Origin of the sequence: Arsenophonus sp. ENCA (assembly GCF_002287155.1) — a bacterium.
Taxonomy (GTDB): domain Bacteria; phylum Pseudomonadota; class Gammaproteobacteria; order Enterobacterales; family Enterobacteriaceae; genus Arsenophonus; species Arsenophonus nilaparvatae.
This window is the reverse complement of sequence record NZ_NHNG01000054.1, coordinates 1-15080: the sequence shown is the minus strand read 5'-3', so window position 1 is coordinate 15080 and position 15080 is coordinate 1. Positions and strand designations below refer to the sequence as shown.

Below are 15080 nucleotides of genomic sequence, written 5' to 3'. Positions count from 1 at the left end.
ACTTGTCGATCGTCTGTTGGTGATACTGGTTTGCAAAGAGGTCATTCTTAATGGCGCTGCGTTTCTTCATGGTGGTTAGCTCAGTAGACCAGCTTCCGATAACTTTATCAGCAAAATCAAACTCGGCTTAGGTTTTTCGAGGTGCCCTTTAGATAAACTGCCGCTTGCAATCTCATTTTTTAAACGCAGATAATCGTCACTGGATTGGGTAACATCAACATAGATAGGGTCTAACTGTTGAATGGTTGTTAGCGCAGTAGTTTGCCCGGTCGTGACTAATGCACCTTCTGTGACGCTGGATTTACCGGAACGACCTGAAATAGGCGCAGCTACTTTGGTATAATCAAGATTGATACGTGCGGTTTCAACTGCCGCCTCAGCAGCCTTAAGAGAAGCTAACGCCTGAGCATAATTAGCGTTTGCAGTATCATACTCTTCTTTACTGATGTAATTTGTTCCTAATAGAGGCTTATAACGGCTTACAGTTAAGCGAGTAATTTCTGCATTGGCTTTTGCTTTTGCTAAATTAGCTTTTGCGCTGTCATAATTTGCTTTATAGGTTGCAGGATCTATTTGATATAAAGAAGCCCCAGCTTCAACATCACTACCTTCTTTATAATTTCTTTTTAATACAATACCCTCTACTTGAGGTCTTACCTCGGCAATACGAAAAGCGTTAGTACGGCCAGGCAGTTCAGTTGTAACTGTCAATGGCTTTACTTCCAATGTTACGACACCAACTTCAGGTGTTGGAGGTGCAATATTACCTTGCTGGGAATTATCGCCACATGCTGTCAAGATCAAACAGCTTGAGAGTAGTAATATTACCAGAGGTAAGACCCCTCTGTTTTTTTGCATAAATAAACCTCAATATTCAAATATCAATTTCAAATCTGAAACCTAGTGAATTATTATGTTATAAGTCTCCTATTTTATTGCACAAACATACATGAATGTATGTAAATTTACTTCAATAAGAAGAAAGTAAGTTAAAATGGCACGAAAAACTAAGCAACAAGCGAAAATAACTCGCCAAGAAATAATTGATGCAGCAATTAGAACATTTTCTAAGTATGGAGTTTCATATACCTCATTGTCTAATATAGCAGAGGTTGCAGGTGTAACTCGTGGTGCCATTTATTGGCATTTTAAAAATAAAGTCGATCTTTTCTCTGAAGCTTGTAAATTTACTGATGAACAAATAGCTGAAACTCAGAAAAAGTATCAGTTAAAATACCCTAATGATCCACTTTTTGTATTGAGAAAATTATTACATTATATTTTATTTACTTTTTTTGACGATACTAAAAACAGGGAGCTAACTGAGATTTTTTTTCATAAATGTGAATTGATAGGTGAAATGGCACAGTTTGCTGAATTACGGCGTGAAATTTATATGATTAACCATCAACGATTAATAACTCTGTTAAGTGCCTGTGTGGAAAAAAAAACAGTTGCCTGTCAATATCGATGCCCAGTGCGCAGCAATTATGATACGTGCAGCGATTACTGGCCTGTTTGAAAATTGGTTATGTGTACCAGATAGTTTTAGTATCAAAGAAAATGCGATTCGTTATGTGGATACAATGATTGATATGATCAAATATAGTCCATCAATAAGAAACAATTGAAATGTTTTATTACATAATTACGGAGAATTCGATGCCAGAAAAAAAACTATTTTTGATTATTGCTAATGGTGCCGCTTATGGTGATGAAAATCTTTTTAATGCGCTACGTTTGGCGATTGCAGTTAAGGAACAGGCAGCGACAACTGAAATGAAAATTTTTTTAATGTCTGATGCGGTTGTTGCAGGTCTTGATAATCAAAAGCCAATTGATGGTTATAATTTAAAACAGATGTTAGAAATTTTGCTTGCGCAGCAAGTGGAAATAAAATTATGTAAGACTTGTACTGATGCACGAGGTATCAGTGAATTACCGTTAATTAAAGGGGGGTCAGCATCGGCACTTTGGTAGAGTTAGCTCAGTGGACATTAGTAGCCAATAAAGTTTTAACTTTTTAGATATAATAATATTTGAGGCAAGGAAAGAAATCCTAAGGAGAGATTTTTAACTGTTTTCTTATTTTTAATCTAACTTAGTGGATACTACTATGTTTTCATTTAGTCGAAGGTTGCAAAGCAGAACATGTTGCCAGTGGTTAGTTTCTTTCTTGTCCTTATCTTGTGGTTTATTCTTTCTTTTTAATGCTACGTTAATTGAGAGTGCCACCTTAACCAATATAACCTCAAGGCAAACTATTCAAAACCAATTAAATGCCTTAAGTAATCGTAGTAATTTAACTGCGTATGAAACGCTAGCTTTATCTGACTATAAAAAAGCCATCCAATTTTATGATGAATTAGCTGGATTAGAAAAACAAGCTGAATTAATGCAAAAAAGAGTGATACAAGCGCCAAGAGAAGCGCGATATGCACTTGATAATTTAGCAAAAATTAAACGTGAGCAACAACAAAGTGAGCAGACCAAAGCTGAATATCAGCATTTATCGTTATCGCAACTTGAGAGCCAGTTAAAAAATAAATTAGAAATATTACAAAACCAGCAAGAAAATCTGGCCAATATTAATAACAACTTGGTTGCATTACAAACCCAGCCAGAGCGAGCAATGAATATTATGCTAGGAAATGCTCGGCGGCTACAAGATATTCGTTACCAACTAAATAATGATTTCTCTTCTAATGAAGATATTCGGCCTTCTTTGCAAGTATTATTACAAGTAGAACAATTATACCTGCAGCAGCAGAATAAATTTCAACAACACGCATTACAAGCTAATACTCAATTACAGGATGTGCTACAGAAGCAGCGTGATTATACAGCAACTTATCTTGAGTTAATTCAAAGTGATATACAATATATTCAGGCTGCTATTAATAATAAACGCTTAAATTATTCTGAGGAAACCGCTAAAGAAGCGCAACGCTCAACGATAAATAGTCAGGAAGTGGAAGAATATCCGGTAATTAAACATGAAAAAGCGATTAATAAAGCACTGAGTGAACGTTTGATCTCAGTAACCCAAGATAGTAACCAATTAGTACAAAAAGGAATAAGGATTAAATCTTGGCTAGAAAGAGCTATACAAGTAGAGAGTAATTTAAAAGAGCAAATTACTGTTTTACGAGGAAGCCTATTACTTTCACGCATCCTTTTTCAAAAACAGATTAATTTGCCACCGAATATACTGACAAAAAATCTGCCCACCTTAATTGCCGATTTACGGCTGGAACAGTTTGATATTAACCAAGAGCGTGATCAGTTATATCAGTCTTCTAATTATATTAATAAGTTGGCCGATACAATAAATGATTCAATGGTAGATAAAACTAAGACCATACCTCTTTCGAAGGAAGTCTGGCGGGCTTTGGAGTCACTGATTGATGTACGCCGTGACCTTTTAGATCAGTTAAATATTCAACTGGGTAATCAGATTTCTCAGGCGATTAATTTACAGTTAGATCAACAACAATTACTGGGTGTCATTGATTCTTTAGAACAGACATTAGCTCAGCAAATTTTTTGGGTAAATAGTAATAAACCGATTGATCTGACATGGCTAACTTCTTTTCCTGATGCGGCGAAAGCAGAAATTACCACTTTTAATTTTAAATTACCATTAGTTAGAACTGTCAAAGGGTTAATTAACTCTTCTGTTGTCACGATTCCTCTTTTGTTGGCTTGTCTGTTCTTTTTTTGGATGAATCGCAAGTTTAAACAGCGTTTAAAAGAAATTAATGAGGAAGTTAGAGTATTCAAAAAAGATAGCCAATTACATACCCCTGTAGCGTTAATTTTAACCCTAATGATGACGTTTCCTGGTGCTTTTATTGTACTCGTTGTCGGTTACTGGTTTTTAAAAACAGGTAATCCTCATGGTGATTTTGTTTGGAGTTTTGCGCTGCAATTAGCTTTATTTTGGGTTTTATTTAGTTGGTGTATTAATATTCTTAAACCTGATGGTATTGCAGAAAATCATTTTTTAATTGCTAAAAAAGAGAATACCTGGTTACGTCAACATTTGATAAATTTGATGCTGCCGTTGATTGTGTTGATTTATTGGTCAAGTTATGGCGTCATGTATCCTTTGCGGTTGGCGGATGAGGTCATTGGACAATTAATTGTTCTAATATTCCTGTTTTTAGTTTTTCTATTTACTTTACCGTTTTGCCGTAGGATTTGGCAACTAAAAGGTGGGCATTTAACTCGTACTATTGTTATTACCATATTGGCTTTTTCTCCATTAGTACTAATTGGTTTAATGATGGTCGGTTATTATTACACTACTCTTCGGCTTTCAAGTCGTTGGATTGATAGTCTCTATTTATTATTCCTTTGGTATATTATTTACCATAGTTGTATTCGTGGATTATCGATTGCAGCGCGCAAGCTTGCTTATAAAAGGGCGTTAGAGCGTCGTCATAATATGACGCGAGAAGAACAAGAAAATGAACCGATCACCGAACCATCAATGTCAATTGAATTGATTAGTCAACAATCTCTACGTTTAACCAGTATGGTACTGTTTTTGATCTTTATCGTCGCTTTTTATTGGATTTGGTCAGATTTCATTACTATTTTCTCGTTTTTAGATGGTATTAAACTTTGGCATACAAATGTACAAAATGAGGCTGGTCATACTTTACAAGCCGTTACCCTCGCTGATTTAATTTTGGCGATTATTATTTTTATTGTCGCTTTAGTGATGACGCGAAATCTACCAGGTTTGTTAGAGGTTCTAGTATTGTCCCGACTTAAGCTGCGGCAGGGATCAAGCTATGCGATCACCACGATGCTGACCTATATTATCATCGGTATTGGTACAATTATTGTATTAGCAATGTTAGGTGTTACCTGGAATAAGCTACAGTGGCTAGCGGCAGCATTAACATTTGGTTTAGGTTTTGGTCTACAAGAAATTTTTGCCAACTTTGTTTCCGGTATTATTATTCTGTTTGAACGGCCGGTCAGAATTGGTGATACCGTTACGATTGGTAATTTTTCAGGCACAGTGAGTAAAATTCGTATTCGGGCAACTACCATAACTGATTTTGATCGCAAAGAAGTCATTATTCCCAACAAAGCATTTGTGACTGAACGTTTAATAAATTGGTCGTTAACAGATACTATTACCCGTATTATTATCAAGTTAGGCGTTGCTTATGGTTCCGATCTTGATAAAGTGAAGGCGATTTTATTACAGGCAGCACAAAGTAATAATAAGGTCATGTCAGATCCTGCGCCATTGGTATTTTTTACTGATTTTGGCGACAGCACTCTTAATCATGAATTACGTTTTTATGTTCGCCAGATAGCGGATAGAAGCACAACCTTGGACGAAGTTAATCGACTGATTGATCGCTTATGTCGAGAACAAAATATCAATATTGCTTTTAATCAGTTAGAAGTTCACCTTCATAATAGCAAAGGTGATTCTGTGCAAGAAGTTGAGCGTACGCTAGGTGGTGAAAAGCGATCGAAACAGCAGGATAAAAATAATCGAGATAATGTTGCGGAATAATCATTGAATTATTTTTATCAACTCTTTTTAGTTGCATTGGCAAGTAATAAAATGGCTTCTTTATTCTCATAATCTTTTTTTACAATATTAAGTGCTTTCAATGCGGTAGTGGGTTCTATTTGATTAATTTCTAGAATATAAATTAAATCAATGGCAACTTGGATTTCTATTGGAGCATTCTCTAAATTCATTAAATATCACCTATATTATTTTTTATTCAATACTTTGATTTTCATAGCGTTCAATTGCCCTTTCTATGCCTGAAAGAGCCTGACGGCATCTGACTAATCTTCCAGTTAATGCAGCTATTTCTTGTTGCAGCTTCTGGCAAGCAACGTATGACTGTTGTTTATCTAATTGTTGCTCTCGATCATTTATCATAGCGGTTAGGCGACGTTCATAATCTTGGTGTTGAACTAAACGCTCGTAAAGATCTATGGTTTTTTCTTTTTGGCTATGTTGGCTTTCTTGTTCCCTTAAAGTTTGGGTTGCAGATTCTCGCGTTATAGCACCAATTTGGGCAATAATTTTTTCTGTCAAAAAAGTAACTTGTTCTGAACGAGACGTAATAACTGCATGTTTTAATTGATTAAAATGTTGCTTGATTTCAAATAAACATTCGCTTAATTGATGGCTTTTTCGATGAAATAATTTTTGATCAAAACGTAATGTTATAAAAGAACAGTGTGCAATTGGTTTTATTTTTTCTGCCAATGCTTCAATTTGCTCTTCAAGCGCATTTAGCAACTTTTGTGTTTTCATATATTAAGCCATAATAATAAAATATGTAATTGCGATTTGACTTCTTACAGTAAAAACGCGCATATTGGTAAGCTAGTTATTGCATTTTTATAGTACACGAGTTTCGCACAGGCATATAAAATTCTAAAAATGGCTTAAAAGCAATGATTAATCTGCAAGTTACTAAAAAACATAAATTTTCTTAAATTACAATAAGTTGTATTTGATTTATAAGGTTTTGACTATTTATATATCATGCTGAATTAAACTTAAAAATAGAGCGTTTTTTTATTGGTGCGAAACTCGTGTAGTAGTTTTCATAGATTGTGGCGTTTGATTATTTTATCTATGATGATAATTATGATGGTTAATGAAAAAAAAATACAATTTATAAAAGATAGTATTGAAACAATTCCTGATTATCCGATACCAGGCGTATTGTTTCGTGATATTACAACCTTATTGGATAATCCGGACGCTTATCAGGCCACAATTGATCTACTCGTTGAGCATTATAAAAATAAAGATATTACTAAAATTGTTGGCACTGAAGCGAGAGGATTTTTATTTGGGGCGCCGCTTGCTTTGCGTTTAGGTGTAGGATTTGTACCAGTACGTAAAGAAGGAAAATTGCCGCGCGCCACATTACGACAAAAATATGAGCTAGAATATGGTACCGATGCACTAGAGATCCATAAAGATAGTATTTCAGCCAAAGACAATGTTTTAGTTGTTGATGATTTACTTGCTACAGGTGGAACGATTGAAGCGACAGTACGCTTGATCCGGCAGCTTGGTGGTAAAGTTAATGAAGCGGCATTTATTATCTGTTTGCCTGACTTAGGTGGTATCGAACGTTTAAAAAAGCAAGGGGTCAATTGTTTTAATTTGGTTGAATTCCCAGGAAGTTAATGCGCAAAATTTTCTAGCAAAAGGTGCTGACTAGCGAACAGCGATAGGTTGGCGAATCTATATACTTAAAGTCTAATAGTAATCATGAGCTACCAGGTACTTGCCCGTAAATGGCGCCCACAAACATTTACCGATGTTGTTGGGCAACAACATGTTTTGACCGCGCTGGCAAATGGTTTGCAACAGCAGCGGCTCCATCATGCCTACTTATTTTCTGGTACACGTGGAGTTGGAAAAACGACCATTGCGCGGCTGTTTGCGAAAGGGCTTAACTGTGAGGTAGGGATAAGCCAAAACCCTTGTGGTAAATGTGCTAACTGCCAAGAGATAGCGGATGGGCGATTTGTTGATTTGATTGAAATTGATGCCGCTTCGCGCACTAAAGTTGAGGATACCCGCGAGCTACTAGATAATGTCCAGTATGCACCGGCACGCGGTCGATTTAAAGTGTACTTAATCGACGAAGTTCATATGCTATCTCGTCATAGCTTTAATGCTTTACTTAAGACACTGGAAGAACCACCAGAACATGTGAAATTTCTATTAGCAACGACAGATCCACAGAAATTACCGATAACGGTTTTATCACGTTGCCTTCAATTTCATTTAAGATCACTTGATATTGACCAAATAAGCAGTCAACTTGAACGTATTTTAGCGGCTGAGCAAATATCGAGTGATAAACGTGCCCGCCAATTAATCGCTAGAGCTGCCGAAGGTAGTTTACGTGATGCATTAAGTTTAACCGATCAAGCTATTGCTATGGGGCAAGGGCAAGTATTGGCAGATTCAGTTAGCCAAATGTTAGGCATATTAGATGATGAACAGCCGCTAGCGATCATTGAAGCGATTGTGCATGCTGATGGTCCAAAAATGATGGCTTTAGTAGAAGATATTGCTTTGCGAGGCGGTGACTGGGAAAGCGTATTGATTGAAATGTTATCATTAATTCATCGTATTGCGATGATCCAACTTTTACCTGTGGAGATGCAAGATACCGCATCTCCTATAGACGAGCGTCTACGTTTACTTGCGCGCTTGATTACGCCAACGGATTTACAGCTCTATTATCAAACCTTGTTAGTCGGACGTAAAGAGCTTCCCTATGCGCCAGAAAGACGAATGGGAGTTGAGATGACATTGTTACGTGCATTAGCATTTCATCCTAAGTCTGTTAATGATATTGAAATTCCATTGGTGTCATCACCAACTCTCTCTGAAACAACCACTATAGCCAATGATATTGATAATCATGTCGATATTTCTGTTAACTTAAAAGATAAAAAAAAAAATCATCAATAAAGCCACAAGCTCATTGGATGAAAAATTAATTAGTACGCCTACATTGCAATTATTGCAAGCAAAAGCATCGCTAAATAAAGCGCAAGAGAAAACGCCGTTAAAAAAGTCTGAAATAGCATCACCAAAGACAAAAACGCCACTAGCGATGTCGGTGCTAGAAAGGTTAGCTACCGTTTCGGCACAGCATCAGCTCTCTGTTTTAAATCAGCCCAAAACAGCTAATAAAAATGAAAAAAATCAAAAGAGTAAATCTTATCAATGGCGCCCGCAAAATGTTTCTGAACAAAAAGTAGAGCGAGTAACCACGCCTGGCAATATTAAACAAGCATTGGAATATGAAAGGACGCCGGAACTTGCCAATAAAATCGCGCTTGAAGCTCGAGAACGTGACCACTGGTCGGCAGAAATTTGTCAGTTAAAAATGCCAAAATTGATAGAACAACTTGCGTTAAATGCTTATAAGGAAGCATTAAGTGAAACGGAAATTTGTTTACATTTACGCTCAACGCAACGGCATTTGAATACTGAACCGGCGCATAAAACATTAACAAAAGCCTTGAGTGAGTTATATGGTAAGCCGATAAAACTGGTTATCATTGAAGATGATAATTCAGCCGTCAAGACACCTTTGGAATGGCGGCAGGTAATTTATGAAGAGAAGCTAGCACAGGCCCGTCAATCTATTATAGTGGATAAAACGATTCAGACTTTGCGCACGCTGTTTGATGCGCAGTTAGATGAAGAAAGTATTCGGCCGGTGTAGCCGAATGCATACCTTTAAGTATAATGTTGCAATGTTAAAATCTATTTTTGTAACAGATCAGAAAGAGAGAATATTATGTTTGGTAAAGGTGGGCTGGGTAACCTGATGAAACAGGCTCAGCAAATGCAAGAAAAGATGCAAAAAGTTCAAGAAGAGATTGCTAACATGGAGGTTACCGGCGAATCGGCTGCAGGTCTTGTTAAAGTAACCATTAATGGCGCGCATAATTGTCGTCGGATTGAAATTGATCCTAGTTTAATGGCAGATGACAAAGATATGTTAGAGGATCTTATTGCTGCCGCATTTAATGATGCTGCGCGTCGTATAGAAGAAGCCCAAAAAGAAAAAATGGCCAATGTTTCTAATGGCATGCAATTACCTCCAGGCTTTAAGATGCCATTTTGATGCAAACGAGCCCGCTTCTTGAATCTTTAATGGAAGTGCTACGCTGCTTACCTGGTGTAGGACCAAAATCAGCGCAACGTATGGCTTTCCATCTTCTGCAACGCAATCGTAGTGGTGGCATGCAATTGGCTCAGGCATTGACACGTGCAATGTCGGAAATTGGCCATTGTCAGGGTTGTCGAACATTTACTGAAAAAGATCACTGTTCTATTTGTACTAATCCGAGGCGTCAACAAACTGGCCAAATATGTGTAGTTGAAAGTCCGGCTGATATTTATGCAATTGAACAAACAGGGCAATTTGCTGGGCGTTATTTTGTTTTAATGGGGCATTTGTCGCCATTAGATGGTATTGGACCTAAAGATATCGGTCTGGAAAGCTTAGCCGACAAACTCGCGACTGAGACGGTATCAGAAGTGATCCTGGCGACCAATCCAACAATTGAAGGGGAAGCAACCGCTAATTATATAGCTGGCATATGTGCTCAATATGGGGTAATGGCCAGTCGTATTGCTCATGGCATTCCTGTTGGCGGTGAGCTTGAAATGGTTGACGGAACCACGCTATCACATTCAATTATTGGCCGTCAGAAAATTAATTATTGATAGTATAAGCGTAATATAAAATAAACATATGCAGAGGTTAAAGACTCTGCTTATTTTTTGTGAAAAAGTTAATCATATCGGCTATCAAGCACACTTTTCACGACCGTGAACTTGAAATTTTCAAGTTATATCCCCATCTGAGTTTCATAACCATTCAACCAATAAAATTATTCTAAAATTGAGGCTATTTAATGAGTATGAAAGGACAAGAAACTCTTGGATTTCAATCAGAAGTAAAACAGTTATTGCAATTGATGATCCATTCTCTTTATTCCAATAAAGAAATCTTTCTACGCGAGCTGATTTCAAACGCATCTGATGCAGCGGATAAATTACGTTTTAAAGCACTATCACAATCTGATCTTTATGAAAATGACGGTGATTTAAGAGTTAGAATTGCTATTGATAAAGACAAAAAAACCTTAACAATTAGTGATAACGGCATTGGCATGACGCGCGAAGAGGTTATTGATAATTTAGGGACGATTGCTAAATCTGGTACCAAGGCTTTTTTACAGTCTTTAGGCAACGAACAAGCGAAAGATAGCCCATTAATCGGTCAGTTTGGTGTTGGTTTCTATTCAGCTTTTATTGTTGCAGATAAAGTGACAGTGCGTACTCGGGCAGCGGGCGTAGCCGCCGATAAAGGGGTTTTCTGGCAATCTCAGGGTGAGGGTGAATATACCGTTGCTGATATTGAAAAAGCAGAGCGTGGGACTGAAATTACCTTACATTTACGTGAAGACCAAACGGAATTCTTAGATAACTGGCGTTTACGTTCAGTGATCAGCAAATATTCAGATCATATTGCCCTGCCAGTGGAAATTGAAGCTAAGAACGAAGAAGATGATACTGTTATTTGGGAAAAAATTAATAAAGCCCAGGCGCTATGGACACGTAACAAAAACGATATTACAGCTGAAGAATATAAAGAGTTTTATAAGCATGTTTCCCATGATTATGCAGATCCTTTAATATGGAGTCATAATCGGGTAGAGGGTAAACAAGAATATACCAGCCTACTTTATATACCGACTAAAGCGCCTTTTGATTTATGGAATCGTGATAATAAACATGGTTTAAAGCTTTATGTTCATCGTGTTTTTATTATGGATGAAGCAGAGCAATTTATGCCAAATTACTTACGTTTTGTCCGTGGGTTAGTTGACTCCAATGACTTACCATTAAACGTTTCGCGCGAAATTTTGCAAGATAGTGATATCACCCGTAGTTTGCGCAGTGCATTAACCAAACGTGCATTACAAATGTTGGAAAAATTAGCCAAAAGTGAACCTGAACAGTATCAACAATTCTGGCAGGAATTTGGACTAGTGTTGAAAGAAGGGCCTGCGGAAGATACAATTAATAAAGAAGCGATTACTAAATTATTACGTTTTGCATCAACGCATAATGAGAGTAATTTACAGAATGTTTCTTTAGAAGATTATGTTAGCCGTATGATTGAAGGACAGGAAAAGATCTATTACATTACTGCAGATAGTTATGCCGCTGCGAAAAATAGCCCGCATTTAGAACTATTCCGTAAAAAAGGGATTGAAGTTTTATTATTATCTGATCGGATTGATGAGTGGATGATGAACTATTTGCCAGAGTTTGAAGGCAAATCCTTTCAATCTGTTAGTAAGACAGATGAGTCACTAGAAAAACTGGCTGATGAAGATAAGAAAGAGCAAGAAGAGACAGATAAAAAACTGGAGCCTTTCGTTGAGCGGGTAAAAAAATTATTAGGCGAACGGGTGAAGGAAGTGAAGTTAACCCACCGTTTAACAGACACGCCGGCAATCGTGACGACCGATGCGAATGATATGAGTACTCAGATGGCAAAACTTTTTGCTGCGGTGGGTCAATCAGCGCCGGAAGTAAAATATAATTTTGAACTTAATCCTGAACATCCATTAGTTAAAAAAGCGACAGAGCTAACTGATGATGGCTTATTTTCTGAGCGGATAGAGGTATTATTAGATCAGGCGTTGTTTGTTGAACAAGGTAGCCTAGAAGATCCTAATCAATTTATTCGCCGTATGAATAAGTTACTTTTGGGCTAAAATTTATTTAATTAACCAAGTTGTTCATAAAACCACGTTTTAGTTATTTTAAGACGTGGTTTGTTTTTTTAACGAAAATAATTTGATTATTCAATGGTTATCTGTTTTCTTGAGTTATAGGTATGCCTAATGATAAGGTAACTTTTCTTTCAAGTTATAAAAATGAAATAGCAAGGGGTTTACGCAATGCGTATTATTTTGCTCGGCGCGCCAGGCGCAGGTAAGGGGACTCAGGCACAATTCATCATGGAAAAGTATGGTATTCCACAAATTTCTACCGGTGATATGCTACGTGCTGCCGTAAAGGCGGGTTCAGAGTTGGGTCTACAAGCGAAAGAATTAATGGATAATGGTAAGCTTGTTACTGATGAATTAGTTATTGCTTTAGTTAAACAGCGTATAGCCCAGGATGATTGCCGAAACGGTTTCTTACTAGATGGATTTCCTCGCACTATCCCACAAGCAGACGCAATGAAAAATGCGGGTATTGCGGTGGATTATGTGTTGGAGTTTGATGTACCAGATGAAATTATTGTTGAACGCATTGTTGGTCGTCGAGTTCATACGCCTTCGGCGCGTGTTTATCATATTAAATTTAACCCACCGAAAATAGGAAACAGAGATGATATTACCGGTGAAGAATTAAGTATTCGCAAAGATGATCAAGAAGAAACGGTCCGCAAGCGATTAGTGGAATATCATCAGTTAACTGAGCCTTTAATTGCTTATTATCGTCAAGAAGCAGCTGCTGGTCATACTAAGTACTTTAAATTGGATGGTACCCGTAAGGTTACTGAAGTCAGTGAAGAGCTGGCTAACATTTTAGGTTAGTTGTTAGTTGATAAAATAGGCATCCAATTTGGGTGCCTATTTTTTTATTTATGGCTAATTAGTGGAAATAAAAATATTTAATAAGTTATGATAAAGTTATAAATAATTAGCGATAAATAAAATGGAGCCAAGTGGCATGAGCATTAAGAAGTATGGTGTTTTATTAGTTAATTTAGGGACGCCTGATGCACCAACGCCTACAGCAGTGAAACGTTTTTTGGCAGAATTTCTTAGTGATGTAAGAGTTATTGATATTTCGAGGATAATTTGGAAGCCGCTATTACATTTGGTTATTTTACCGATACGATCGCCAAGAGTAGCTAAATTATATCGGTCAATTTGGACCGAAGCCGGTTCCCCATTGCTAAATTATAGTTTGCAACAGCAGGCTGCGCTGGCAAAACAACTGCCCGATATTCCTGTCGAATTAGGTATGAGTTATGGTTCGCCTGCTATTGCCGAAGCAATTGATAAACTATTAATTCAGCAGGTTGAAAATATTATTGTGTTACCGCTTTATCCACAATATTCTTGTTCAACCACAGCGGCAGTCTTTGATGCGATTAGCCGAGCGTTAAAAAAATATCGAACGATACCTGGACTTAACTTTATTCGTAGTTATGCTGATCACCCTTCTTATATTGATGCATTAAAAAGGTCGGTGGAGTTAAGTTTTGAACGCTATGGTAAACCAGAGAGATTATTGCTTTCTTATCATGGTATTCCTAAACGGTACGCAGAAACAGGTGATATTTATCCGCAGGAATGCCAACTGACAACCCGTTTACTCAGTGAATTAATTAATTTCCCTGCTGATAAAATCATCATGACTTATCAGTCACGCTTTGGCCGTGAGCCTTGGCTTACACCTTATACAGACATTACCTTAAAAAGGTTGGCAAAGCATGGAATAAAACATGTTCAGCTGTTGTGCCCAGGTTTTTCGGTGGACTGTTTGGAAACTCTAGAGGAGATTGCTGAGCAGAATAAGAAATTATTTTATGCTGCTGGTGGCGAAAAATATCATTATATACCTGCGCTTAATGCTTCTGAGAGTCATATTATGTTAATGGCTGAATTAGTCACAGATTTAGCCATTATTTAAATGGAAATCTAGCTAAAACTAAAAGTTATTTTAATGATTGTAATGCTATTACATCTTTAAATTTGTCGCTATAACTAATTGTTTTAAATAATTAATTTTAATTAATGCTTATAAAAATCTATATTTAAGTCAGTAATATTAATTATTTATTGTATAAAATATTAAATAATTTTTATGACATTTAGTCTGTTTTAAGCAGTTTTTTATTATTTACTTTTATATTTAAGAATAATTAGTATTTGGTTAAATTTTATTTGATTATTTTAGTATGCTAATTAGTTGAAATATAGTGATTACAAAAATAAAAATATTATTGATAAATATGAGTTATTTGTTTCATTAAGGTTGGCAATATAGAATATAATGACTAAACTTTTCTAGTTCGATGATAATTATTTGATTATTTAGTTATTCAAGCCTGTGTAAGATAAAAGTAGATGAATATTTATAATTATTTATTAACAACATAACTGTTATAAGCTATAAACTATGACAAATAGACCATTATTAGATGCAACGACAGAACTCGACCCCTCTTTTTATTCTGCCGATACGAAACAAGATGATGAAATTGATTTATTTGAACTTTTTTCTATTCTTTATCAATCTAAATTGTTGATTGCGATTTTTGTTGCCGTATTGTCCGCAGCCGCTTTTTGGGCACCTCGAAAAACCTAAGCCGAGTTTGATTTTGCTGATAAAGTTATCGGAAGCTGGTCTACTGAGCTAACCACCATGAAGAAACGCAGCGCCATTAAGAATGACCTCTTTGCAAACCAGTATCACCAACAGACGATCGACAAGT

General features: G+C 36.6%; 10 protein-coding genes and 4 pseudogenes. 11 read left to right on the top strand and 3 right to left on the bottom strand.

The window, feature by feature from the left end:
- Nucleotides 1-153: 153 nt before the first annotated feature.
- Nucleotides 154-858: pseudogene (locus CBG25_RS01585) on the bottom strand (efflux RND transporter periplasmic adaptor subunit); the annotation flags it as partial.
- A 136-nt stretch (nucleotides 859-994) separates the two neighbouring features.
- On the opposite strand from CBG25_RS01585, the pseudogene acrR reads away from it, so the two are divergent.
- The 3 genes and pseudogenes from acrR (at nucleotide 995) to mscK (ending at nucleotide 5545) form a co-directional block, all read left to right on the top strand.
- Nucleotides 995-1631, top strand: a pseudogene (gene acrR / locus CBG25_RS01580) (multidrug efflux transporter transcriptional repressor AcrR).
- Nucleotides 1632-1662: 31 nt separating this feature from the next.
- A pseudogene (locus CBG25_RS01575) lies at nucleotides 1663-2027 on the top strand (DsrE family protein).
- Nucleotides 2028-2176: 149 nt separating this feature from the next.
- Nucleotides 2177-5545 carry a mechanosensitive channel MscK gene (gene mscK, locus CBG25_RS01570; protein WP_290604038.1) on the top strand — a complete coding sequence of 1123 codons (3369 nt, stop codon included), beginning with the start codon at nucleotides 2177-2179 and terminating at the stop codon, nucleotides 5543-5545.
- Between the two features lie 17 nt (nucleotides 5546-5562).
- Here mscK and CBG25_RS01565 read toward each other — a convergent pair whose 3' ends face one another.
- Together CBG25_RS01565 and CBG25_RS01560 are read right to left on the bottom strand one after the other, a co-directional pair.
- Complete coding sequence (locus tag CBG25_RS01565; RefSeq protein ID WP_290604036.1) at nucleotides 5563-5736, bottom strand: DUF2496 domain-containing protein; 174 nt, start codon at nucleotides 5734-5736, stop codon at nucleotides 5563-5565.
- Nucleotides 5737-5758: 22 nt separating this feature from the next.
- On the bottom strand, nucleotides 5759-6307 hold the full coding sequence (locus CBG25_RS01560) for a primosomal replication protein (RefSeq protein ID WP_290604034.1): 549 nt from the start codon (nucleotides 6305-6307) through the stop codon (nucleotides 5759-5761).
- A 339-nt stretch (nucleotides 6308-6646) separates the two neighbouring features.
- On the opposite strand from CBG25_RS01560, the gene apt reads away from it, so the two are divergent.
- The 8 genes and pseudogenes from apt to CBG25_RS01515 all read left to right on the top strand — a co-directional run bounded on the left by apt (nucleotide 6647) and on the right by CBG25_RS01515 (nucleotide 14953).
- Entirely contained in the window at nucleotides 6647-7198 is a 552-nt protein-coding gene (apt, locus tag CBG25_RS01555; RefSeq protein ID WP_290604042.1) for an adenine phosphoribosyltransferase, read from the top strand.
- Nucleotides 7199-7282: 84 nt separating this feature from the next.
- Nucleotides 7283-9263, top strand: a pseudogene (gene dnaX / locus CBG25_RS21215) (DNA polymerase III subunit gamma/tau).
- A gap of 75 nt (nucleotides 9264-9338) precedes the next feature.
- Nucleotides 9339-9668: a YbaB/EbfC family nucleoid-associated protein gene (locus CBG25_RS01540; protein ID WP_290604030.1), complete on the top strand. Its 330-nt coding sequence runs from the start codon at nucleotides 9339-9341 to the stop codon at nucleotides 9666-9668.
- On the top strand, nucleotides 9668-10273 hold the full coding sequence (gene recR, locus CBG25_RS01535) for a recombination mediator RecR (RefSeq protein WP_290604040.1): 606 nt from the start codon (nucleotides 9668-9670) through the stop codon (nucleotides 10271-10273). Before CBG25_RS01540 ends, recR begins: the two co-directional genes overlap by 1 nt.
- Nucleotides 10274-10464: 191 nt before the next feature.
- Entirely contained in the window at nucleotides 10465-12339 is a 1875-nt protein-coding gene (gene htpG / locus CBG25_RS01530; RefSeq protein WP_290604029.1) for a molecular chaperone HtpG, read from the top strand.
- Nucleotides 12340-12525: 186 nt separating this feature from the next.
- Entirely contained in the window at nucleotides 12526-13170 is a 645-nt protein-coding gene (adk, locus tag CBG25_RS01525; RefSeq protein ID WP_290604028.1) for an adenylate kinase, read from the top strand.
- Nucleotides 13171-13306: 136 nt separating this feature from the next.
- The gene (hemH, locus tag CBG25_RS01520; protein ID WP_290604027.1) at nucleotides 13307-14275 is read left to right on the top strand and encodes a ferrochelatase; all 969 of its coding nucleotides are present in this window, start codon (nucleotides 13307-13309) and stop codon (nucleotides 14273-14275) included.
- Between the two features lie 489 nt (nucleotides 14276-14764).
- Nucleotides 14765-14953, top strand: a complete 189-nt coding sequence (locus tag CBG25_RS01515) for a hypothetical protein (protein ID WP_290604026.1) — start codon at nucleotides 14765-14767, stop codon at nucleotides 14951-14953.
- The last annotated feature ends 127 nt before the right edge of the window (nucleotides 14954-15080 follow it).

Excerpts from the sequence above, each read along its gene's own strand:
- CBG25_RS01565 (WP_290604036.1), bottom strand. The coding sequence starts at position 5,736 with ATGAATTTAGAGAATGCTCCAATAGAAATCCAAGTTGCCATTGATTTA.
- CBG25_RS01560 (WP_290604034.1), bottom strand. The coding sequence starts at position 6,307 with ATGAAAACACAAAAGTTGCTAAATGCGCTTGAAGAGCAAATTGAAGCA.
- apt (WP_290604042.1), top strand. The coding sequence starts at position 6,647 with ATGATGGTTAATGAAAAAAAAATACAATTTATAAAAGATAGTATTGAA.
- CBG25_RS01540 (WP_290604030.1), top strand. The coding sequence starts at position 9,339 with ATGTTTGGTAAAGGTGGGCTGGGTAACCTGATGAAACAGGCTCAGCAA.
- recR (WP_290604040.1), top strand. The coding sequence starts at position 9,668 with ATGCAAACGAGCCCGCTTCTTGAATCTTTAATGGAAGTGCTACGCTGC.
- htpG (WP_290604029.1), top strand. The coding sequence starts at position 10,465 with ATGAGTATGAAAGGACAAGAAACTCTTGGATTTCAATCAGAAGTAAAA.
- adk (WP_290604028.1), top strand. The coding sequence starts at position 12,526 with ATGCGTATTATTTTGCTCGGCGCGCCAGGCGCAGGTAAGGGGACTCAG.
- hemH (WP_290604027.1), top strand. The coding sequence starts at position 13,307 with ATGAGCATTAAGAAGTATGGTGTTTTATTAGTTAATTTAGGGACGCCT.
- CBG25_RS01515 (WP_290604026.1), top strand. The coding sequence starts at position 14,765 with ATGACAAATAGACCATTATTAGATGCAACGACAGAACTCGACCCCTCT.